A 23,542-nucleotide genomic window follows, 5' to 3' on the forward strand; every position below is an offset into this window, starting at 1 on the left:
TGAGAGCATTTTTTAGGAAAATTTATGTTTAATAAATTCAGTACTTCTTTCAAGTACGGTGACCATGATGTCACTATCGAAACAGGCGAAATCGCTCGCCAAGCCTCAGGTGCAGTTGTTGTTACTATGGGTGGTACAGTAGTTTTAGCTACTGTAGTTGCAGCTAAAGAAGCAAAAGCTGGTCAGGATTTTTTCCCTCTTACAGTTGATTATGTAGAAAAAGCCTATGCTGCTGGTCGTATTCCAGGAGGCTATTTCAAACGTGAGGGCAAACCTACAGAAAAAGAAACTCTTACTTCCCGTCTTATCGATCGACCTTTAAGACCGTTATTCCCAGAGGGATTTTATAACGAGGTTCAAGTCATTGTTCATGTTTTATCTGTTGACCCTGAGATTGACCCAGACATTGCCTCTATGATTGGTAGTTCTGCTGCTTTAGCTATTTCGGGTGTTCCTTTTAATGGACCTCTAGGTGCAGCTCGCGTAGGCTATATTAATGGTCAATATGTTTTAAATCCAACTGAATCTCAAATTAAAGATTCCCAAATGGACTTAGTAGTTGCTGGTACTGAACAAGCTGTTCTTATGGTTGAATCTGAGGCTAAACAACTATCAGAAGATGTTATGCTCGGCGGTGTGGTGTTTGGGCACGAACAACTTCAATTGGCTATCAACGCTATTCATGAATTAGTTAAACAAGCTGGTAAACCTGAATGGGATTGGGTAGCCGCTCCTAAAAATGAAGAACTTATTTCTGCTGTACGTGAACAAGCGGAAGCTTCTTTAAAAGAGGCTTATTCAATTCGAGAAAAACAACTACGTTCAAATAAATTAAAAGAGGTTTCTGCTCAAGTTAAAGAATCTTTAGCTAAAAAGGCTGAGGAAGCTGAGACTGATGCTCCAGATGAAGTCGAAATCGATAATATACTGTTTGATTTAGAAGCTTCAATTGTTCGTGGTCAAATCTTAAATGGTGAACCACGTATTGATGGTCGTGATACACGTAGTGTAAGACCTATATCTATAAGATTAGGTGTATTACCACGCACTCATGGTAGTGCATTATTTACTAGAGGTGAAACACAAGCATTAGTTGTAGCTACATTAGGCACAAAACAAGATGAACAAATCGTTGATTCTGTTATGGGCGAAGTTCGCGAACACTTTATGCTTCACTATAATATGCCTCCTTTTGCAACAGGTGAAGTCGGTCGTTTCGGTAGTCCTAAACGAAGAGAAATTGGACATGGCCGATTAGCGAAAAGGGCATTGGTAGCTACATTGCCAAATCAAGATGATTTCCAATATACCATTCGTTTAGTTTCTGAAATTACTGAATCAAACGGCTCATCTTCTATGGCTTCTGTGTGCGGCGGTTCATTGGCTATGATGGATGCAGGAGTCCCAGTAGAAGACCATGTTGCAGGTGTTGCGATGGGTCTAATCAAAGAGGGAAATAAATTTGCTGTTCTAACTGATATTTTAGGTGATGAGGATCATCTAGGTGATATGGATTTTAAAGTTGCGGGTACCGAAAAGGGTATTACGGCTTTACAAATGGATATCAAAATCCAAGGTATCAACAAAGAGATTATGCAAGTTGCCTTAGCTCAAGCACGTGAAGGTCGTATGCATATTCTTGGAAAAATGAGGGAAGCAATTTCAGGTTCTCGTGAGGAACTCTCATCTTTTGCACCTCGCATGATTAGTATGACTATTAATCCAGATAAAGTTCGTGACGTAATCGGTAAAGGTGGAGCTACTATTCGTTCATTAACTGAAGAAACTGGATGCCAAATTGAAATTACAGATGATGGACACATAACCATTGCCAGCGCAGATTTGGAAGCGGCACAAGAAGCTCAAAGACGTATCGAGGAGCTTACAGCTGAGGTAGAAATCGGGAAAGTGTACGAGGGTACTGTTATTAAGATGCTTGATTTTGGCGGTGTTCTTCAAATCTTGCCTGGAAAAGACGGGCTATTGCATATCTCTGAAATTGCGAATTTCCGCATTAAGGATATTAACGATGTGCTTTCGATTGGACAGAAGGTTAACGTTAAAGTCATCGAATCTGATGATCGTGGACGTATTCGTTTATCGGCTAAAGCTATTGGTGGAATTCCAGGATTGGTTGACCCAAATGCAAAAGAATCTAATTCGGAAGAGAGTGAAGCGAAGGATTCTGTTGTTGATCAACAAAAGGATGAATCTGATTCAGAGTAGTTATTTCTAGCATATTTTGAAGAAAAGGGTGTCTTTTGGGGCACCCTTTTTTTATGCTTAAAAAATTAATTGCCTCAATGAATTGTATATATATCTAATAAATTGTAAAATTTTGTAATTCAAATTTTCAATCTATTTAATTATTAATGCTATGAAAAATATTAAATTTAATGCTATAAGCTTAGCTTTCGCATCTGCTTTGATTACGCTTGCAGGCAGTGCTGCTGGGTTAGGAACCGGATCTTATGAACTTGGCCCAGGAAGTACTGCTGAGGGCAATAAGGCCGTTTCCATAGGTAAGGACAACATTGCTGATGGGAATGAATCAGTAGCTATTGGTAAAGATACTAAAGCCATGGATGATAAATCTGTAGCTATAGGATTGACTTCTTATGCGAAAGCATTTAATTCTGTAGCTCTAGGTTACTTAAATTCCAGTAATGGAGATTATTCAGTTGCGTTGGGGGCTCAAAATAGAACAACTGGATATATGTCTTCTGCTTTAGGTTTTAATAACAGCGCTCATGGAAAATTTTCGGCCTCTGTTGGGAAAAGTAATGTAACTAAAGGCGAAAACTCTGCAGCTATAGGCGTTGAAAATACTGCTGAAGGGAAAGATTCATCCTCTTTTGGCTATTTAAATAAAGCGTTAGCTGAAAGTTCTTCTGCTGTAGGATTTCAGAATAAAGCTGAAGCTGTGCTATCAAATGCCTTTGGTGCTTTTAATAAAGCCTTAGCGGAACAATCTACGGCTATGGGGTATTCAAATACAATAAACAAAGGTGCTACACATTCAATAGCTATTGGATACGGTAATACAGCAGATGGTACAGCAAAATTTGGTACAGCACTGGGTTATAGTAATTTTATAGATGGCGAAAAATCTACTGCTTTAGGTTTCCAAAATAATACGGTTGAAAAATACACTACAGCAGTTGGTTATAAAAATTATGCTCAGTTTGAGGGGGCTTCAGCAATAGGTTATGATAACTTTGCTTATGGAAAATATTCGTCAGCTGTTGGCTATGATAACACAGCAAATGGTATATATTCCGTATCGATTGGAAGTCTTAACGAAACTAATTCTACAAAAGGAACGGTAGTCGGATATACCTCTAAAGTTCTTGAAGCCGCTTACGGTGGCGTTGCAATTGGTGCTTCAGCTAAATCTGAAACCTTTAAATCTGTAGCATTAGGTACTGGATCTGAAACAAAAAGAACATACGGAGTTACTGCCACACCCACAAATCCAGATAGTGTTGTCTTTACAGCCCCAACAGATATTTATTTAGGTGATGAAAAATATTTGGAAGTATCCGATAGTAAGGTAAAGGATACCTTTAAAGGTAACCTTGGTGAAATCTCTGTGGGAAATGAAAATGCAACCCGTCAAATCACCCACGTAGCTGCGGGTTCGAGTGATACAGACGCAGTTAATGTCGCACAACTTAAAGCCTTAGAAAAAAAATTAGCTAGTGCTATTGGAGGTTCAGACCCACAACCCCCACAACCCCCTAATCCTCCTCAACCTCCAGCAGTTGATTTAACACCCTTACATGAAAAAGATGAGGTTCACGACCAAGAAATCGCTAAATTGAAAGAAAAAGATGGCTCTCAAGATAATTTAATCAAAGAGCTTCAAAAAGAGATACTAAAATCGAGCAAACTATCTCTGAAATCCAACAGTCTAATACTAGTATTTCAAATACTATTACAGAACTAAAAGAGAAGGATAAACAACTCGAAAACGCAATCGCTAAAAACTCAAAAGCTACAAAAGCTGGAGTAGCTCAGGCGTTAGCGGCGGGGACATTGCCACAATCAACTATTCCTGGAAAAGGACTTGTTTCTATAGGCGGTGCTACTTATTCAGGCGAGTATGGTTATGCAGTGGGCTTCTCGTACCTAACACCAAATCAAAGAGTTATTATTAAAGCTAGTGCTTCAGGTAACTCAGGTAAAAGTGTTGGCGTAGCTGCGGCTGTAGGCTTCCAATTCCACTAATCTATCAATGAAAAGGGTGTCTTTTGGGACACCCTTTTTTTCACATTATCTAAAATCGCAGTCCCAGATTTAAAGAAAAATTCCTTCCCATCTGCGAGACATATGGCAATGCAGAGTTATGTATCCGAACTTTATGATTTAAAAGATTATCGCCTCGCAAATCCATCGTGAAAGTCATATCTTTGAATTTCTTCTCATACTGAACTCCCACTCCAAGCAAGCCATATCCCTTAGTCGGCAATTCACGCACCTCATATTTAACTAAGCTCTCATCCTCAGGCGTATCGATATCATCCCTATGCGACCTATCCGCTAAAGTCGATACACTAATTTTGTCCTGATCGAACACATGCAAATAATCGATCGAGAATGCCCAGCCATTTTTAAACTTGCTCTCCCATCGCAAGCCCAACCTAGCAGGCGGCAAACGAGGCGGTGTTCTATCAGGTCGCTCAATTTTATTTATGCCAATCACATCCCAGCAAGAAGTCCATTCCTCCCACTCTTCGTCATAGCACTCGTATTCAGGACCATATATTTTCGCCCCTTTAAAATCCGAAAATCCACTCAATTTACCGTTTACAACATCGCCCATAACAGTGAATTTGTGATTTTCGTTAAAGCGATACGTAATGCTTCCCTCAAGCCCATAAATTCTAGCTTTCGATTGAGCAAACCGCCGCATATATAAAGTCTCATCTCTGGCAATGTCTTCGTTAAATATATAGTTTTCGAAATTATTCACGTAGGCACTTAGATTCGCCTCCCAGTGTTCAGAATAAAAACTAAGACCTAATTCAAAATTGTTTGAAGCTTCGGGTTTTAGATTTTTATTTCCATGTTCAAATGAGTGGGTGGCAAGATGTTTGCCGTGAAAATATAGCTCCATAGGCGAAGGAAGCCGTTCATTGTGAGAAATCGTGCCAGACAGAGATAAATAATCGTTTATATCCCATATCATCCCTAGAGACATTGATATTGCATGTTCATCATATGCAGAGTAGTCAGGGTCCTTATGTTCAAACGCTATCGGCTTAGTTATGCCAAACGCTTTTCTATGTCTCTCTAAAATATCGAAATCGTAATTTATATCGATATGTTGTCGCTCATAACGAAAGCCGGCGGATAAGAGAACATTGCCAACGCGGAGCTGCTCCAGACCAAAAAAAATAATCTGTTTTAGTTTATGAGGTGGCAATAAATGCCGTGGATCGGCTTCACTTAAATCCACGCCAGAAAGCCATGCATTCATTTGATCGGTGGGCAGATAGGGAATTTGAGCGATGCTATCGAGAGTCTGATATTGCATGCCAAATACGCCTTTTAACCCATCGACAGGCTTGTGATGGAATTCGAGACGCAAATTGTGCCCCTTGTGACTGAAGTTCGCCGTCGGATGGCCATAATTTATAAGCTCATCGAAATTCTTCGTCTGCTCATTTTGAACCCCAGGGTCTTTTTCATCATGAAAATAATCTGAGTATGTATAGGAAAGATTGATTTTCTCAATTCCAGCGAACGGATTCTTTAGCTCGCCTCGCACATCCCATTTTTTCGTATGCATATCGATCCAGGGACCAGATGAATAATTCTCAAAATTCACAGGCTTACCAGGCTCATGCAACACACCATCGTGATAATGTGCTCGCCGACACCTATCAAAGTGCGGAAAGCCGATTATATCTTCGTCTTCCATAAGGTGTGGATAGGGTCCGAGCCAATATTTTTCCCATGTCATAAAATGCTCAGCACATGTATCAAATTCATGATTGTGGCCTGGAATTCCATACTTATCGCGACGATCACGATACGCCACGCCTAGCATGGCTTTATCTGAGACAAAGGAAAGACCAAGCGATGCGACTTGCGATTTATTGTACGAATCAGGCATTGTGGTAGTTTCCGTTCCATTGATTTTCATGGATGGGACTTTGTAGTTGCCCGCATTTCTTTTAAGACCCTCTAAGCGAAGAGCGAGAAATTTTCCAATGGCAAATGTCGCCCCTATGGTGCCCACTTTTTCATTATTATTGGTGTTATATCGAACTATGGCCTCACCTTCATAGCCTTTTGCAGGAATTGAAGTCGGAACACTATTATCTATAACATTGATCACACCAGCTGGCGATGCAGATGCGTAGAGCAGGGTGGGGGTACCACGGAGAATTTCAACTTGCGATGATAAAAGCGTATCTGCAGCTACAACGTGATCTGGAGAGATGGCTGAGGCATCGATTACATCCATATTATTATTCAGGATCTTGATGCGCACACCTTCTTGAGCACGTATTACGGGCCTGCTCGCACCGCCTCCGTATGCGTTTGAGTGAATGCCAGGCTGATTTGAAAGAGCATTGCCCAAAGTGGCAGATCTCATTTTAAGGACTTCTTTCTCTACTATTGAGTCCGATGGCTTTTTGGCTTGTAAAGGCGATGAATGAAAGGTGGCAATGCTCTCCTCTACATCAATATCTTCTATTTCCTGAGTCTGAGCAGCTACTATATTTGAGAATCCTAGCAAGGATAATGTAACTAGCAAATATTTATGAAAATACATAATCATTTCCAAAAATTAGTTAAGAAAATGATTTCATAATATTGTTAATGCAATGTGATTTTCGTGGCTTTTGCGGGGTAACAAATTGTAATTTCAAGCGTATAAAAGGCCCACTAAAGTGAGCCTAAAATTTATGCGATTTAAATTATCTTAAATCGCTTTTGCGTCTTGGATTGGTGTGCAGTTTATAGGGCACCTTGTTGGATCATAGAATCCGCAACTTTTCTAAACCCAGCAATATTTGCTCCCAAAATTAGGTTATCAGGTTGACCAAATTCCTCTGCAGTTTGAGATGCGAGAGTAAAGATATGAGACATAATGTTTTTAAGACGATTATCGACTTCTTCAAATGTCCATACACTCATACTAGCATTTTGTGCCATCTCTAATTGGCTTACAGCAACACCGCCTGCATTAGCCGCTTTAGCTGGACCATAAAGCAATTTAGCTTCTAAGAATGCTTTAGCTGCCTCTGCAGTAGATGGCATATTCGCACCTTCAGAAACTACTTTAACCCCATTGTTAATTATATGTTTTGCATCTTCTTCATTAATCTCATTTTGTGTAGCACATGGGAAAGCTATATCAGCCTTAGTATTCCAAAGAGGGTTATATCCTTCTGGATAAGACGAGCGAGGAGTATATTTAGCGTCAGAATGGCGTTTTGCATACTCTTCTAGAGAGTTATTTGCGTTAGATTTAATCTCAGCTAAAGTATCAAAATTAATACCAGCTTTATGATAAATAAATCCGCGTGAATCACTGCAAGTAACTGGTTTTGCACCAAGCTCGATAAGTTTTTTGATGGTGAACATTGCTACATTTCCAGCACCAGAAACTAGAGCAACTTTTCCTTCTAATGAATCGCCTTTAGCTTTAAGCATATTTTGAGCGAAATATACGCAACCAAATCCAGTAGCTTCTGGGCGTGCTAGAGAACCGCCCCAATTCAAGGATTTACCAGTAAGTACACCCTCATAAGAACCAGTTAGACGTTTATACTGACCATATAAATATCCAATCTCACGAGCACCGACACCAATATCACCTGCAGGAATATCAATAGTGTCGCCGATATGACGATATAACTCAGACATAAATGATTGGCAGAAACGCATAATTTCGTTATCTGATTTACCTTTAGGGTCGAAGTTCGAACCACCTTTTGCACCACCGATAGGTAAGCCTGTCAATGCATTTTTGAAGATTTGCTCAAAACCTAGGAATTTAATAATACCTGCGTTTACGCTTGGATGGAAACGAAGCCCGCCCTTATATGGACCAATAGCAGAATTAAATTGAACACGGAAGCCTTTATTTACTTGAACTTGGCCTTTATCGTCTACCCAACATACGCGGAAGAATATTTGACGCTCTGGCTCAACGATACGTTGCAAAATATTGTGCTCTTGATATTTTTTTTCTTTTTGGAATAAGGGTTCAAGCGACTCTACAACTTCTTCTACAGCTTGATAAAACTCAGGCTGAGCTGGGCTTGATTTTTTTAAATCATTTAATGTATGTTCAATTAAATTTGGCATATATTTTTCCTATAAAAAAATTTTATTTACAAACTTCTCTTACTTTCATCGGAGCTGCAGCGGCATTCACCATTTTTGTAAGCTGAGAAGCATTATTAGCTTTAAATACTTTTCCGCCTGTTATTGTAGCTAAGCAATTCGCTGCTCCAGTACTTCCGATGTCTACAACATTAATTTTAAGCTTAGGCTTTTTCTTTTTTGTGCTTGAAGCGACACTACAAATATTTGGCCCGCACGTACTCGCACCATCACTTAGGACCAAAATAAATGCTTCACGATTAACCCCATCCACCATATTTGCCGCTTTTTGAATGCCGTTAGCTAGTACAGTACCACTACTATTATTTGTATTCATGCGATTAATGGTGCTTTTAAGTTGTGATCTTCTAGAAGGTGGGAAAAATCCATGGTTCGTAGCTGAAGGGCATCTATCAAGTGAAATAAATCCTATGTCGATATACGGGTCGATTTTATTAATAATTGAATTTGCCGCTTTTTTTGCGGTTTCAATTCTAGTTGGTCCTGTAGGTTTCATCAACCCACTTGGAGCTCCAAAGCCAGAAAGCATAGAGTTTAGTAATTGAGCCTCTAAATTAGCCATAGAACCATCCATTGATTGAAGCATAGACATGGAATTGTCAAACACTAAAACCATCTGAGGACGCTCTTGTGGTGTAAGCTCCTTACTACATACTGGCCCCTTAGGTTTTTGGACAACTTTCTTAACGGGTTCCTCTTTTTTTACAACCTTAGGTTTCGGTGCGGGCTTAGGCTCTGGTTTCGGTTCAGGTTTTGGTTCTTGCTTAGGCTCAGGTTTCGGTTCAGGTTTTGGCTCAGGTTCAGGTTCAGGCGGTCTCGGTGGCGGTTTTACAGCCAAAGGATCGTCAAGTTCAAATGCAGGTTCTATAGGCTCTATTGCTGGCTCTGGTGGTGGAGGAGGGGGTGGCTTAGGCCTTGGAGGCTCAGGAACATTAATATCTGGAATATTAATTTTTATAACTGGTGCAGGACGATTGTCAATAATTTTTGGTGCAGGCGGTGGGTCATTTTTCTTAACTACGGCTGTTTTGGATCCCCAGTTAAACCAATCTCCAAACCATTGATTTAACCTATCGGTGCCGCGGATATATCTATCCCAAAGCCACCATCCAAGACCAATCAATAAAAGTAAAATTAATAGCCACCAAAGCCACGCAAAGCTCCTACGTTTACTCGCTACAGGTGCCAATGGCGGTGCCGCCGCTACTGGTGTCGCATCAACCCATCCCACAAGGACAGGTTCATTGTTAATGACATAGATTTTCTTGCTACTTGATTGAGCTGTGGCAAGCAGGCTATTTATAGATGCATAGTCCTCAGGTGAAATTTCCCCCTGGGATTTAAGGTGCGTAAGATAGTCTCGGATAGCTGTAAGCTTGTTTGAGATCTTTGCTGCTATCTCAGGCGATAAATCCTTTTCTGGAACCTCATAGGCTTGCCCCTCAAGCGTCGTATACCATTCGACCATGTCCCCCTTTACTACTGGTTCTGCAAGAATAGTAAAGGTGCTCGGTGGCAATGAACTTCTAAATAAAGAATAAAGGGATTGAAATTTAAGAAATAAATCAATAGAGCCCTGGTTATGTTCACTGTACGGGGTTCTTGTTAATCTCTGCATTTAATCCCTCAGTATTTATAATTTATTTGATCTTCTTAGCTTTTCTAATTGCAAACGTTTTGCCTTTAAAGAATTGTCCTCTGAAGGTGTGGCAATGCTTTCCGTACCATCTCCACTTCTACTATTTCTAAATGCAGATTGTGCACGTTTTTTATTATTTAGATCTTCCTGCATCTTTTTGTTTAATGTACTTAGGCGATTAGATTCTCTTTGTTTAGCATTTCTCTGTGCTCTAGTGGCCTTACGTTTACTCTCAAGTTGAGACTTTTTGTAATTGAGCTGTTTGTTTCGATACTGTTCAGCATTAAGATTTGCTTCTTTCTGCTCAATACGTTTGTCGTAGCTACCGCTTGTAGAACATCCAAGCTTATCGAAAAAGTTCATTTCTACATTTGGGTCACAAGTTTGTGGGCTTGACTGGCATGCAGCCAAAACCGCACAAAGTATAGGTGCAGTGATATATAACTTCATATGATATCCTTAAGCCTTAATAGCTGAACGGTTGCGTTTAGCTATGGCAATGAGTTTTTTTTGCTTAGCAATTTTGCCGTCGAGAATTCTTCTTTGAGCATCAGCTTGTGCAGTATTTAACTTAGCGGCTCTAGCTTGCCTAATGTTCTGAACAGATGCAGTTCTTTCATTCTCTAAAGTTTTAACTAGAGATTCCATCTCTTGGATATTAGCGTCTAATTCACGTTTTTCCTGTCTTATACGTGCACTAGAAGCCCTCTTAGCCACAATATCACGATTTAATTTATCAATTTTACGTCTATCACTATTAATCGTAGCTTGAGTTTGACTAACGATTTCCGTTGAAATTTGATTGATTTGCTTTAAGCGTCTAGTTTCAGCAGCTAGGGCATCTTCTTGATTTCTATAGCTTACTCTTTCACGTTCAAGTAAATAGTTACCCCCAACACCTGCACCACAACCTAATGATGCTCCTACAGCTAAACCGAGTGCAGGGTCATTGTCGTGAGAAGAGTTAATCAGTAAACCGATTACACCACCGATAATACCACCTACAGCACAAGCCATTTGACCAGATTGGCTAAATGGATCAGCCTTTTTCTTTCCGTATTGATCAGTGCCAGTAGTTTGGCAAGCCATTAAGGCGGTTGAAAAGAATACAGATATACCGATTTTTTGAAACTTATTCATAAGCACCCCTTTTGTTACACATTAATAATAGCAAATTTCCTATTGAGATTTGATATCTGTGCAATTTTTAAGCCATTCATCACGTTTAACATTGCCATCTTTGTAAAAAGTTGAAAGATGTTTCCAATAAACATTTACATATTCATTGAGATTCGATCTACGTCTTTTTTGCATTTTGGAGATAACGGGTACTATCTGACTTTCAATTAAATCGTAAGGGTAGTTTGTTGCGGTCGCTACCAAGTTGTCCGCATAATATCGAACTACAAAATCTCTCGCTCTAAGCCCTTCTTCAGCAATCACCTTAAGGTCAGGGCATTCTTGCTCAAAAGTGGTGTCACCTGGCTGACAAAGAGTTTCATATCTTGCCTTTTTCTCATCATAAGCCGATTGCAGATCTGAGGAGTTTGCACAAAGAAAGGCGCCTAGCTGAATATTGGATTGAACCGCAGAATTTCTCTGTTCGTCTTTAGCTTGATTAGACGCCCTTAATGCATCTTCTAATTTTTTAAGCTCAGCTTTTTGTTTCTCATCGTTAAGAGCTTTCGTGATATCTGTAAGATTATCGACGATTATGCTATCACCGTTTTTAGACTCTTTTCCTAATTTTTGCCACTCATTATTTAGTTCTTGAACACGTTTATTAGAAGTAACAATAGGGGTTACAACAGCCACCCTAAATCCTACTTCTTTAGATGAATAGGCAGTGCCAGAGGAATTGTAATAAGGGGCTTCCACACGGAAGGCACTAGAGATTTGCTCTTGAGGAGTAAGAAAACTTCCGCCTCTAATTGTGATACCACCACTTTGACCGTGATAGCGATCGAGTTTGTTCATTCGAAAAGAATCGAGGACATACTCGGAAGCATTGCCAAGGATATCATGTAAACCAACAGGATTAGGTTCAAGAAGACCACCTAACTGCAACTTCCCGTTCGAAGATGAGCTCCCAGCAAACCAAACCGTTTTCTGCAAAGACTCTTGATGCGGGTATACTTTTTCGCGAAATTCCGACTCGCTCACATTATTTGCACCACGAGCCGCATACTCCCACTCTGTGTTAGTAGGCAGGCGTACAAAGCCCGAAGTTCCATCATCTTTCGGAAGTTTATCAGGATGATTTGCTAGCAACCACTCTGAGTATCTTTTTGTGAAATGAACGGCCTCAAACCATGAAATATTCGTAGCTGGAAGGCGACCTTTCATATTTGCTTTAGGACATTCGCCGTCAATACCTTTCATAATAGAATCGTACTGAAGCTGTGAAACTTCATATTTACCCATTAAAAAATAGCGATCGCCACCCTTATCTGGAAAGCTTCCAGAAATATAGTTTGGCGTTGCGTGTTCCGAAAAACCTTGCTCAGAAGAATCATCACCTAAAATAATGGGCTTGTCCTCAAGCGGTTTCTTTGTATCTGTATGCACAATTCTAAAAGCCATCGAACCATCGCACGGCATAGGAAGAAACACAGTGTCATCGCTCGGTTTTGGATCGAAGAATTTCGCATCCCAAGCAGCCGTGGCATTAGACTGCATGCCAAAAATAAAACTTGATATAACAAATACGGTTTGGAAATTAAGCTTCACGTAAACTCTCCGATGGTTGAATCTTAACTGCTCGCTGAGCACCAATTAGAGCCACTAATACGGATATAGCAACCGTCGCTCCATACCCAATAAGAATATGTTCAGGTAGCAACAGGCTCACAAATGTGCTCTCGTCTAGGTTTTGACCTAGTACCCTATTCATAATGTTACTACTTACAATATATAACAAATATGAACAAATATATGCAGTTGTAGCTAAGATTAAGGCCTGAAGTACTATGAAAAATCTTATTCCGAGCCTATTAAAGCCATAGAGACTTAATAGGGAGATATCCTTTCGTTTTCTTTCTATGTTTGCAAGAAAAGAACCGAACAATGAGAGAATCGTGCCTACGATTGTAGTGAGTGCGATAATAAGAAACACAGTATTGAGCACTCGGTCAATTGATTTCACGCTTTCAATGGAGTCAGCTTGTGTGCGGCTATCAATGCCTTCTTTGCGCAGTTCAGCGGCCAATGGAGCCACATCGTCCAAAGATTTTGCGTAGATTCTTGCTTTCGCATATCGATCGCGTGGTTTGGTGCGCTCCGAACCGTCGCTTGGTTTTTCTATATATTTATTTAGCTTAAATCCGTCTCTATAATCCTCTATAGCCTCTAACAGTGGCAATGCCACAAAAGCCGCTGGTCTTGTTAAATAACTCTCTTTAATAATCCCTACAATTTTCATTTTGATATTGGCCATCTGGTTTCGCCCCTCTAGGGTTCGCCCAAAATAAAGGCCCACAATATCACCAACTTTCGCATCAAGTTTTTGGGCAATGATCTCGTTTATAATCAAATCAGTGTCTGTACTTAATTGAATCTCTTTAGGAATAAGAGGGTCGTTGGCTTTTGTTGGAATAAGCTCTACATCGTTATAAAAGTGTTTGTTGTCTTTTCTTAAGTTAGCCTGCATATTCAGTGAACGCGTCATGGGAATAACAAAACCAATGCGCTTATCATTTTGTTTTTCTTCAAGCCATTTCTTATTTATTGAGACATTGCTTTTTACACCATGAATCTTGATTTCAAGATTGTTTGGGTCGTTTAAAAGTTGCGACTGAAGCTGATTTACAATTCCAAATTTTAAACTAAATAATAAAAGTAGGGGAGCAATAACAGCCACCAGAGCAGATATTACAAAGAATGATACTTTCCAATCGTGTTTTAAATCCTTAAAAACTAAGTTTAAAAGTAGGCCTATTCTCATAATTGAACCTTAGAAAATACAGACCTACTTTCATATACCTCGGCCGTATAGCTTGGCAATGCATGCTTCACAACATGACTCCAATCATGCGTTACGATAATGGCACACATCTCAAGTTCAGCCACAGACTCAAGAATAATATCGAACAATTCATCCGCTTTGTGCGGGTCTAGTGCAGCTGTAGGTTCGTCTGCTAATAGCACTTGAGGCTTATGAGCTATTGACCTTAGAAACGATACTCTTTGCCTTTCACCTATGGAGAGTTGACTTGGATATTTTGATAGCAAATGACTGGCCCCAAGCCTATCGATAATAGGGGAAAGCCAGGGCTCATCAAGTTCTTCGCCGATTATTTTGCAAGATAAAGCAATATTTTCAAGGCTTGATAAATAGGGCAATAGACCGCCTGTCTGAAGCATAAATCCAAAATTTCGTGCCCTTAATTTCGCTAGTTTTGCATGCTGTGCATTTAGTATCGGGGTGGCAATATCCTCGCTTCCTAGACTATACGCTTTTAAAGAATCTGGTTTTAGAATAAGCCCAATAACTTCCAAGATACTACTTTTACCGCATCCACTTTGGCCACACAATGCGACGGCCTCTCCATAGTTTGCTACAAAATGAGAGAGCTCAATTTCAAATGCTTGAGATCCCTCACCTCTAGTTATAAGTAGCTCGCTGATTTCAAGCATGACTTATGGAAGTGCATCTAGAACCACTGGATACACATAGTCTTTTGGATCGCTCTCAGGATTTAGTGGAATCCAGCGGCTCGAGTCTGCATTATATTTTTCGTATAGTCTTAGTTTTTTCTGAAGATCCATAATAAATTTTTCTTGTTGAAGACTTCCCATATTCTTCCAAGTCTCTTCATCGATATTTGAGATTTGGCTTTTGTATGGAAGTCCATCCAAGTACTCTCCAAGTAAACCAAGGTCTGCAATCTTAGTAGATTTGTTGTCCTTAATTTTTTCAGGATCTTGGCCCATAGCTGCGGCCACAGATTTTAGTTGCTTAAACATATCGTCAGGTGCAATAAGCCCACTAGTAGCCGCATCCGAAATTTTCTTAACTACTTCACTAAGGTCACTTAATTGCTCCTTACTTAAGAGCACGCGAACTTCAGCAGTAGGGATATCTGGTTTGGCAAAGTCTCTGTCGCTTATCCATGCTTTGAAAAATGACGGTGCTTTCTGATTATTTGTGCGACCTAAATATGCAAGACGCATAGCTTTTCCGAGAAGTTCGGAATCCTCAAGCATGGCCGCATTTTCCTTATCTTTAGGCTCTTCTTTTTTGGTCTCAGTTGCAAGTGAGCTTCCTGCAGACATCTCACCTGTATAAGCTTTTTTAACTTGTTCAGTAAGTGCTTTGGATAGAAGAGAAATCTTGGTGGAAAACTCATTAACATCACCTGCATTTACGGGGTAGTAAAGAGATTTATTTAAATAATCATTAAATGTCAATGCACTATATTGCGACTCCGCTTCTTGGTGATTTTTAGTACCCGCTTGAGTTTTTAGATGAAGAGTATAGATGGCAACGCCCTTGTGCTGAGCTTCTTGACGTAACTGTTCAGCTCCAAGTCCAGTGGAGGATAGGGGATTATTGCCATCGATAGCACCAGCATCAGTAATAAGCACTATATAACGAGCACCGAAATCATTCCAATTAATGTCGCTTAGTGCTTGATTAATACCTGCAAACGAATCCTCACTAAATTCCTTACTTGAAACTTGTGCTTGTTTTAGGCTAGCAACCTTATCCATAAAGTCTTTCCCATCTTTCACTTCATTAGGATTTACATACATTTTTGAAGTGTATTCAAGGCCAGGAACCGCCTCCGTACTAGATCTAAAGGCTACTAAACCAAATTTCACCTGATCAAGTAAATCTTCTTTTTCAATCTGCGTATAAAGCTGTTTTACGGCATCACGAGTTTTATTAATATAAGGATCCATCGAAATTGTGGAGTCGATTACAAACACCACAGCCGCTTTGAATTCCGTCAATTTAGAAGGTTCACTCTTAGGCTCAGGTTTTGGCTCGGGCTCATTTGCTTTTTCAGGCTTTTTGCTTACAGATGCGACTTCTAACACACGTTGATAGAAGCCCTCATTATTCATAACTTCCTCACCCTGCAGAATAGGTAGTAAATAGAAGTTCTTTTGAAAATCTACAGGCTCAGCAGGCTCAATAGAAACTATCTTGTCTGACTTGCCTTCAGAATTGAGAGATTGCCTGATTTTTTCGTATTCCTCTGCAGGTTTATCAGAGGACATCACTGCATCTAAATCTTCCTTGGATTTAAAAAATAAAAGTCTGTCGCGATTTGCAGGATTTGTAAATGTCAAAGTCATCTGCATATTCCAAGGAATTGTGCAAGATGCATCAAGCCACCCTAAAGTTTTTCCATATGGATCGGCACCTACATTGAGCCATTCCGTATTATTTTCGGTCTTTCTCTCATAAATATAATATCGAGAAAAGGCAGGTACAGCTTTCCCTTTTTGCCCAATTGTTTGTGTCAATGAACACTCTGGCGTCGATAGTACCCTTTGATATAAAGTCTTTTTACCGTCTTGAAGTAATGGCTCAGCCGCATAGACAGTGGCAATAGAAAGTAGTGAAAGTGAAAAAGTGCTTAGAAATTTCTTCATTTTTGTAACTCCTGCAAACGGGCTTTAGCCTCCGCATTATTAGGATCATCTGAGAGCCCAGTCTCATACCAATATATAGCCGTACCCTTATCTTCCTTAAAGCATCCCTCACTAGCAGCTGTTTTAGGGTCATATTCTTTTGCATATGCAAATGCAATGACACTATTTCCACTCTGAGCTTTGTTTGCGTAAAGTCTTCGTGCTAAATCACATTCTTTTGCGGCTTTTGCTTCATTGATAATTTTTAAAATTTGATCCGTGTTTGGGTTTGTTTTGAGACATGATTGAATAAATGCCATCACATCTGAACCGCTCTTAACTGTACATGCCGATTCCGCAGGAGCAGCTGCTGGAGCAGGAGCAGGAGCAGGGGTTGGCTTCGGTTCTGGTTTTGGTTCGGGCTTAGGAGTAGGTTTAGGTGCAGGTGGTTGATTATTATTTTGTGTGGGCACAGGATTAGGCTTAGGTGTGGGAGCTGATTTTGGGTCCTCCCTAAACACAAACCACCACACAGCCGCTCCAATAGCAGCGATAAGCAATATCATTAAAATAATCCAAACAATTGGACTAGTTCTTCTTTTTGATGAATCATCCTCTATAGTAGGAAAGTTCGCACCCCCAATATTGGACGCATTTTGAGGGTCTATAACGGGCTCCATTACAGGTGGCATTGCCCCCGCCTCCATATCAGTCGCAGGAATTTCAAAAGGCTCAGATACAGGTTCAGGATCTGTAAATGTCTCTATCACTGGCTCAGGTTCAGGCACAGGTTCAACATAAGGTGTGTGTGCTTGTGCTGAAGGAGATTGTGGTGTGGGGTTATTTAGTTGAGTTCTGTTCAAATTACCCGCTGCTGAAGATGCAAGTATGTTACTAGCCATCCTAACAACACCGTCATCCCTAAAAGAGCCACTAGATTCTCTGAGTGACATCATGAACATAGTCTGACCGCCAGTATGAACAAGGCTGTCCGTAACCCAAGGTTCAAATGTACCTACTAAATTGCCGTTAAATTCAGAAAATCCAAGTGCATGCCATACAGGCTCTACTTTCCATTCTTCGTGCCCTGCAAGATATCTTTCATCCTGATTGCGTTTAATAGTAAATTCAAGAGGTGAGTCAGTTGACCCTGACCATCTCTTAATTTCAAAATCAGCAAACCCAGGTCTGTTTTCTTTTAGTGAAACTATAAATGTCACTTCATTCCTCTTTGATATTAGATTTCAGCGTCTTCAATACGAGCATCTTCAAATTGATTCAAAATCTGGCCAAGGAGAGTATTTAATGCTGCCGAAATCTCACGTTCGGCCCTATGTCCCGCATTGCCAACGGTAATTTCTGCTAGAGCTGTAAACCAGTCCATCAAATAAATCAAAGTAAATTTTTCAGGCGTTTCAGACAATAGCGGAATCTTATCGTTATTTGGCGTGGTCTTGAATACAGGCGGCTCAAACAAGGATTTGCCAGGCCTTATCTTACTCAAAGGCCTATCAGCGATGGCAATGTCCCCGAATCCCAACCACGAAATAAAGTCCGCAATATGAGTGTAAGCATTGGTCACTTGTCTTGAAGCAAGTTGTTCGCGTTTATGACCTGCTCTCTCGGTTTCACGGAATTTATCACTAAGCTTCTCAAGCAACTGCAACCGAACGGCCGCAGTAATTAATTCACTTATGAAATTATCGATAATATTTTTGTTTTGAACCGATAGATTGAAATATCGCAAAAAACTCTCATCAGATGTTAAGCCACGCAAATGTTCAACCCATCCATCGAATACGGACTGAGAAAATAAAGCGATATTTGATTTTTTAGTTTCAGTATTTGCAGCTGGAGTAGGGGCATCATCAAATAGATTAAAACCTTCCATACCGTCAAATGAGAAATCAGTATTTCCCGAAGATTTATCCTCTCCATCTTCTACATCTTGATAGTCGACCGCAAAATAAAGCGAACGAATAGTCTCCTGCGGGAGTGTTAAATTATCTAAGAATTCTCCTAAGATACCAGCTTGCTGTCTTAGTAAAGCATAGATATCGTTGGCTATCCGTTTTTTATCTTCAACAGCACGGTCGCCTTCGCCCTCATACCAAGCACCGAAACGACGAACTACATTTTCGATTTCGCGATTAAGTTGCTCAGTTAAACGGTTAAATTTCAACGATGGGTCAGAAACTTTATCGAGATATTCACTCAAATACTCCATACCGCCATCGTTAAGCTTAAGCATGGCGTCCCATTTTTCTTCTGGATTAGCGACATATTTCTGAATATCTGGGTTTTGAATAAATGTCGATCTCAATATATTCATCTTAGGCATTTGAGAGTCCATATATTTCACGTCTCGACCTTCGGATGTTTCTATAAATCCACCTGAATAACCAGGTTTTCTTACTAGAAATACGTTATCGAATGGTATTCCTCTAGACCAATTCTTAACCCAATTGTAATGACCAAAACGCTCTAATATAGTTTGTTTAAGCAAACCATCTACTCCCCAAGATTGTTTTAGATTTTCTTCAGATGTATTAATGCTAACTTCTGTTCTTTTATCGAATTTTGTAAAAGCCCAGAGCAAGGAAGGAAGCCTTTTTCCACGAATTTCAGCTGTTTCACCTTGGGTTTTATCAATCCATTTTTCAAGAACTGGCCCTACATCATTAATCTCTAATTGAGCATCACTTGGAGTACACATAATCAAGATATTCATCTCCTGACTATCTGTATAACTTTCAAATAGATATGCCACTTTACCGCGAAGAATAACTTGACCTACGGTATTATCTCCTTGGTCAAAAGTAACTATTTTCATACGTCCGCGGTAGCCAGGGAAATCTAGTAAATCAACCTTATTAACGACATCGCATCGAGGCTCATTTTCAAGAGGGAAAATTAATTCTGTAGTTAGAATGGCTAACTGAGCTAAAGATATATTTACTGGTTGACCAAGTTCACCCTTCCAGCTAACTGGTATAACATCGACTTTATAGTTATCTTCAGGTTTACCTAAACGTTCAACCATATTAACGTTCATAATACTAGAAGCTTTGGATAAATTTCCGTCTTCAGTTTCTTGTACAAGAACATCTAATGGTGCATAAACAAATTCAGGATGCCCCAAGCTAGAGAGTATTTTCGCAAACAAAATATAAGTTTCAGTTAACTCAGGGAATTTTTCTCCATACCAAAGAATTGAAAATAATTTTGCTCTATCTTCGATACTAAGGTGAGGAGCTAGTTGAGCAGCCTTAGACCAATAATTAGCCTTATAAACAGTAACAGAACGAGCAAAATTGTTATTACAGTAGTCCTGTAAATCAACAATATCTTCTTCAGCTACACCAGCAACATAGTCAGATTGAACTTTAGGAGTAAGCTCTTTTACAAGCTTATTGATCATTTGTTGATCTGGTTGATACAAAAGCTTATCGTGATCAAAATCGTTAAAAAAGCCATTTACAAGAATTTTTACGATTTCAATTTCAGAAAACATTCTTAGTTCAATAGGATAGCCTTTAATTCCTACATCAGCTCTCTTAGTAAATCTTGTAGCCAACCCAGTAGCCTCTTTACCGCCACCAGTAGGATTAATATGATCCATAAAATCCAGTTTTTGGCCATCGAAGGTTGTGGTTAACTTTCCTTGATCATCAGCGGCTAAAGATGAAATCAAATATGATTTACCAGCTTGCGACAATCCAAAAAGGCCCACAGAAACTGGATGCTCCGATGAGTATCCAAGTTTTCGTGCCATAACACGAAGTCTTCTTAAGCTTTCAATTAAACTATTTGCCTCACTGGCAACGCGTGGGCTTTCATTGCGTGCAGCCTGAACCCAATCGATGGCCTTTTTAGCCCCATCATAAACACTATCCCATGATTCAGAAAGTTTACTCATTTATAAGGCTCCCACTGTCCAACCAATATTGCGAGTCATTAAGACCAGAATCTAAAAGCGTATTCAAAGTCATTTTTAATCCATTTGTCTTACGACCACTTGATAAAAATGCCTGATCAATTACAAAATTTTCTACTTGTTTATTGTGACGATTTTTCTTGTCAAGTTTTAAAGTCACATTTACAGTTTGTCCTTCTGCAATCTGATTACGTAACTCATTGCTCTCGATAGTTATCGTATAAAGAGGGGAGGCTGCCCATCGTTCCGTATTTAACTGCCTAAAGCCAATACGCGTTTTACCGCGAATTGGGAATGATTGGTCTGGCAATTCATAATCCTCTTTATCGAGATTGATATCGGAGTAGTAAACGTTTTCTTTTGAAATAGTATTGTTATTATCGATAAGGCCAAGATTCTTAATAGTTGAATAAGGTTTCAGAGCCATCGACCTAAAGTAAAAACTTGGAATTCTCGAATTTTTGCTCAAAAAGCAAAGCATAGCTCCAACTGTAGCAGTTGTTTTAGGGTCATCGATTCTGCCTTGTTTGTGGAACGGATACCAATTACCTGTCTTATAACCATGTAATGGAAGAATTCTATTAGATGGCAATGGCAACTGATTCTTAAAGTATGCTTGTACACCTGGCAGCAATGAAGGCCTACCAGTTAACAACAATACATCGCATTGGTAGAAATAAATAATCTCACATAAAGACTGGAATGTTTTGCAGATATCATAATGACCTTGCAAGAAATTATTATGGATTTGAAGCAAATTAACTTGCAACGGAATATCAAGAATATTGAAATCTTTACCCAACTCTCTTGAGATAGGTATATTTACGAAATCAAGAACTTTTTGAGTAGGGGGTTCAAATCCTTCAAGAACACTTCCAAATGTAGCCCCCATCAATTTATTTTTACGCTCTAATGGATCGTATTGTTCATAAGCTTGAAGAACTTTAAGTCCTATCGGACGGAAAATTTGTAAAGTTAGTTGCTGTCTCAAAAGCCTGATTTGTACGCTATCTGCACCAGAACCAATTAAATCCGATAGCAATGAATCATAATTTTTTATACCCTCTGAAATTAGGTATTTCTTAAGAGATTCAACCACGACATCCCGAATAATATCAAGTAATATATCATCGCCCGCAACCTTAAACCCATCTCTAAATCTCTGGATAGGTTTTATAAATACATTGGTACCATAAGATTGAGGTAGGCCGTCTTCTTCCTCATTGCCATAGTCTAAAGTGAAATCAGTAATCACTAAATCTGTAGTACCACCACCAATATCCACAGTTGCTATGGTGACAGCATTTTTATTTGAAGTTTTATCGGGACGCACCATATCGCTTATAAACTTTTCTGCACGCCCGCCATAATTGATTTGAGTTTCATTAAATAAGTAGACAACTTGACTTGCAGTCGCCTCATCCCATTGCACAATTACCTCTGGCAATGTTGGCCAATATTTTTCATCAAATCTATATGCAAAATCCACAGGGTCATCCGTCTTATCCCATCCCATCATTTTCCAAGTTAAACCTATAGCCTGATGCATACAGTTTTTGAAATTATTTATTTCTGGCGATGGCATCGCAGGTGGAACAGTCAATATTATTGACCTTAGGAAACGTGGAGATTTTGCATGCTCAAGTTTCGCTCTTTGAGCTGGGCTGTTTATTTGCATCAAAGCATGAAGTAAGACTTCGGATAATAAGAATGTCATTAATGAACCACGAGAATAGTGTGGTTGGAATACTGGCATCTTACGTTCAAACTCTTCATCAATATCGTCTGAGAGTTCATAAAGAGCTTCACCTTGACCATTTATATAACCTGAAAGTGGTGCGGCTGTTGCAAATGGTTCGTTATCGGACTCCACATATGATGAGTTAAATCTCCATGCTTGTTCATATGGAGTTAAATCCCATAAATATCTTTTTGGACTTGATAATCCAGTAGAGCCTTCATTTCCTTTACGACGGCTAGCTAATCGACTAGCCTCTTTACCTACACGAACAATACTAGGCCATTGGAATGCATCTCTGCGTCCACTTTGAACAGAATAGTGTTCTTTGCCGAAAAAGGCCTGAGCAAATTCGACTCTACTCTCGAAAGGTTCAGAATAAGCAAACTCTGGCATCGATAAATCTCGAATTGATAATTCGTAGCGTTTTTTAAGGCTATCTTGTTCTTGTGCATGGTCTTCAACAAGAATTCCACAGCTTCTAGAGTTCCCTACATCTAGGATAAGATCTACGGCAATACCTTGGTTTACATCACTGCGATTGTGGGCAATGATTTTGAAATTCGGAATATTGAGTTCTTCACCTATTAATGCTAAAAGGTTCAGATAATGAGCTTCATGACTATGATTTTTAAGCTCTTCCTCAATATCATCTTCATAAATTTTTAGCCTATCTGGTTCAGGAGCAAGTTCTCTAAACAATTCAGCAAGCCAATCTTTCACCCATTTTAGATCTAAGAACCATGAAATATGGTTTGATTGGTATGCATATGTGAAGACAGAACCTGCACGAATATCATCTTCCATAGGCCCTAGATATGCGGTGTCTGAGCTATGAGTAAATATTTTTGTATCAATGGCAAGTATTACTCGATGTGTATGACCATCCTCATCAGGTTGAGCAAGTTCAACGATTCTAGCCCTAGCCCAGTTAAATGGACCGTTATCGAATCGGTTAGGAGGCATACTTCTCAGAATTGGGATAGGTAACCAAATTCCATTGAATAATTTAAGAGACTCCTCAACACTAAAATCAACTGGATTAGTTATGATTTTTCCTGGAAGGGCAGGGTCTGAATATCCGGAACCGCTTCTATCCAAAACTAATCGACGGATTGGGTCATTATTAGAAGAGGCTAGAAAATAACCTGTATTCTTTTCTTTCCACTTTTTGTCTTTCCAATCTATGGTTAAACCAAAATCTATGAACTGAATTCCACTATTCATAATAAGTGGAATTTCTTTTCCAAATGGGTGTATGTCAGCCAGCATAATATCC

Annotated in this window: 15 protein-coding genes; 3 read left to right on the plus strand and 12 right to left on the minus strand. The window is 39.5% G+C overall.

Features of this window, described 5'->3' with window-relative positions; translation table 11 throughout:
- Positions 1-24 precede the first annotated feature (24 nt).
- The 3 genes from pnp to T432_RS08695 all read left to right on the plus strand — a co-directional run bounded on the left by pnp (position 25) and on the right by T432_RS08695 (position 4,230).
- Complete coding sequence (gene pnp, locus T432_RS0106205; RefSeq protein ID WP_028884591.1) at positions 25-2,226, plus strand: polyribonucleotide nucleotidyltransferase; 2,202 nt, start codon at positions 25-27, stop codon at positions 2,224-2,226.
- 151 nt (positions 2,227-2,377) lie between these two features.
- Positions 2,378-3,949 carry an invasin gene (locus T432_RS07985; RefSeq protein ID WP_044971186.1) on the plus strand — a complete coding sequence of 524 codons (1,572 nt, stop codon included), beginning with the start codon at positions 2,378-2,380 and terminating at the stop codon, positions 3,947-3,949.
- Between the two features lie 89 nt (positions 3,950-4,038).
- Positions 4,039-4,230: a YadA C-terminal domain-containing protein gene (locus T432_RS08695; RefSeq protein ID WP_248646290.1), complete on the plus strand. Its 192-nt coding sequence runs from the start codon at positions 4,039-4,041 to the stop codon at positions 4,228-4,230.
- A gap of 49 nt (positions 4,231-4,279) precedes the next feature.
- On the opposite strand, the gene T432_RS0106215 is transcribed toward T432_RS08695, so the two are convergent.
- The 12 genes from T432_RS0106215 to T432_RS0106270 form a co-directional block, all read right to left on the minus strand.
- Positions 4,280-6,787, minus strand: a complete 2,508-nt coding sequence (locus tag T432_RS0106215; protein ID WP_049959891.1) for a TonB-dependent receptor — start codon at positions 6,785-6,787, stop codon at positions 4,280-4,282.
- Positions 6,788-6,972: 185 nt separating this feature from the next.
- Complete coding sequence (gene gdhA, locus T432_RS0106220) at positions 6,973-8,328, minus strand: NADP-specific glutamate dehydrogenase (protein WP_028884593.1); 1,356 nt, start codon at positions 8,326-8,328, stop codon at positions 6,973-6,975.
- A 22-nt stretch (positions 8,329-8,350) separates the two neighbouring features.
- Entirely contained in the window at positions 8,351-9,985 is a 1,635-nt protein-coding gene (locus T432_RS0106225) for a VWA domain-containing protein (RefSeq protein ID WP_028884594.1), read from the minus strand.
- A gap of 15 nt (positions 9,986-10,000) precedes the next feature.
- Positions 10,001-10,456, minus strand: a complete 456-nt coding sequence (locus T432_RS0106230) for a hypothetical protein (RefSeq protein ID WP_028884595.1) — start codon at positions 10,454-10,456, stop codon at positions 10,001-10,003.
- 9 nt (positions 10,457-10,465) lie between these two features.
- A complete protein-coding gene (locus T432_RS0106235; protein WP_028884596.1) occupies positions 10,466-11,146 on the minus strand; it encodes a hypothetical protein in 681 nt (226 codons plus the stop codon).
- 39 nt (positions 11,147-11,185) lie between these two features.
- The gene (locus tag T432_RS0106240; protein WP_044971190.1) at positions 11,186-12,736 is read right to left on the minus strand and encodes a formylglycine-generating enzyme family protein; all 1,551 of its coding nucleotides are present in this window, start codon (positions 12,734-12,736) and stop codon (positions 11,186-11,188) included.
- Entirely contained in the window at positions 12,726-13,949 is a 1,224-nt protein-coding gene (locus T432_RS0106245; RefSeq protein WP_028884598.1) for an ABC transporter permease, read from the minus strand. The genes T432_RS0106240 and T432_RS0106245 overlap by 11 nt, the downstream gene beginning before the upstream one ends.
- Positions 13,946-14,641 (minus strand): ABC transporter ATP-binding protein, encoded by a 696-nt coding sequence (locus T432_RS0106250; RefSeq protein WP_028884599.1) that lies wholly within the window; start codon positions 14,639-14,641, stop codon positions 13,946-13,948. Before T432_RS0106250 ends, T432_RS0106245 begins: the two co-directional genes overlap by 4 nt.
- Positions 14,642-14,644: 3 nt before the next feature.
- Complete coding sequence (locus T432_RS0106255; protein WP_028884600.1) at positions 14,645-16,609, minus strand: vWA domain-containing protein; 1,965 nt, start codon at positions 16,607-16,609, stop codon at positions 14,645-14,647.
- Complete coding sequence (locus tag T432_RS0106260) at positions 16,606-17,808, minus strand: hypothetical protein (RefSeq protein WP_028884601.1); 1,203 nt, start codon at positions 17,806-17,808, stop codon at positions 16,606-16,608. The genes T432_RS0106255 and T432_RS0106260 overlap by 4 nt, the downstream gene beginning before the upstream one ends.
- A 17-nt stretch (positions 17,809-17,825) precedes the next feature.
- Positions 17,826-20,507: a putative virulence factor gene (locus tag T432_RS0106265; protein WP_028884602.1), complete on the minus strand. Its 2,682-nt coding sequence runs from the start codon at positions 20,505-20,507 to the stop codon at positions 17,826-17,828.
- A complete protein-coding gene (locus T432_RS0106270) occupies positions 20,500-23,535 on the minus strand; it encodes a virulence factor SrfB (RefSeq protein WP_028884603.1) in 3,036 nt (1,011 codons plus the stop codon). Before T432_RS0106270 ends, T432_RS0106265 begins: the two co-directional genes overlap by 8 nt.
- Between the last annotated feature and the right edge of the window lie 7 nt (positions 23,536-23,542).

This window comes from Taylorella asinigenitalis ATCC 700933, assembly GCF_000687755.1.
Classification (GTDB): domain Bacteria; phylum Pseudomonadota; class Gammaproteobacteria; order Burkholderiales; family Burkholderiaceae_B; genus Taylorella; species Taylorella asinigenitalis.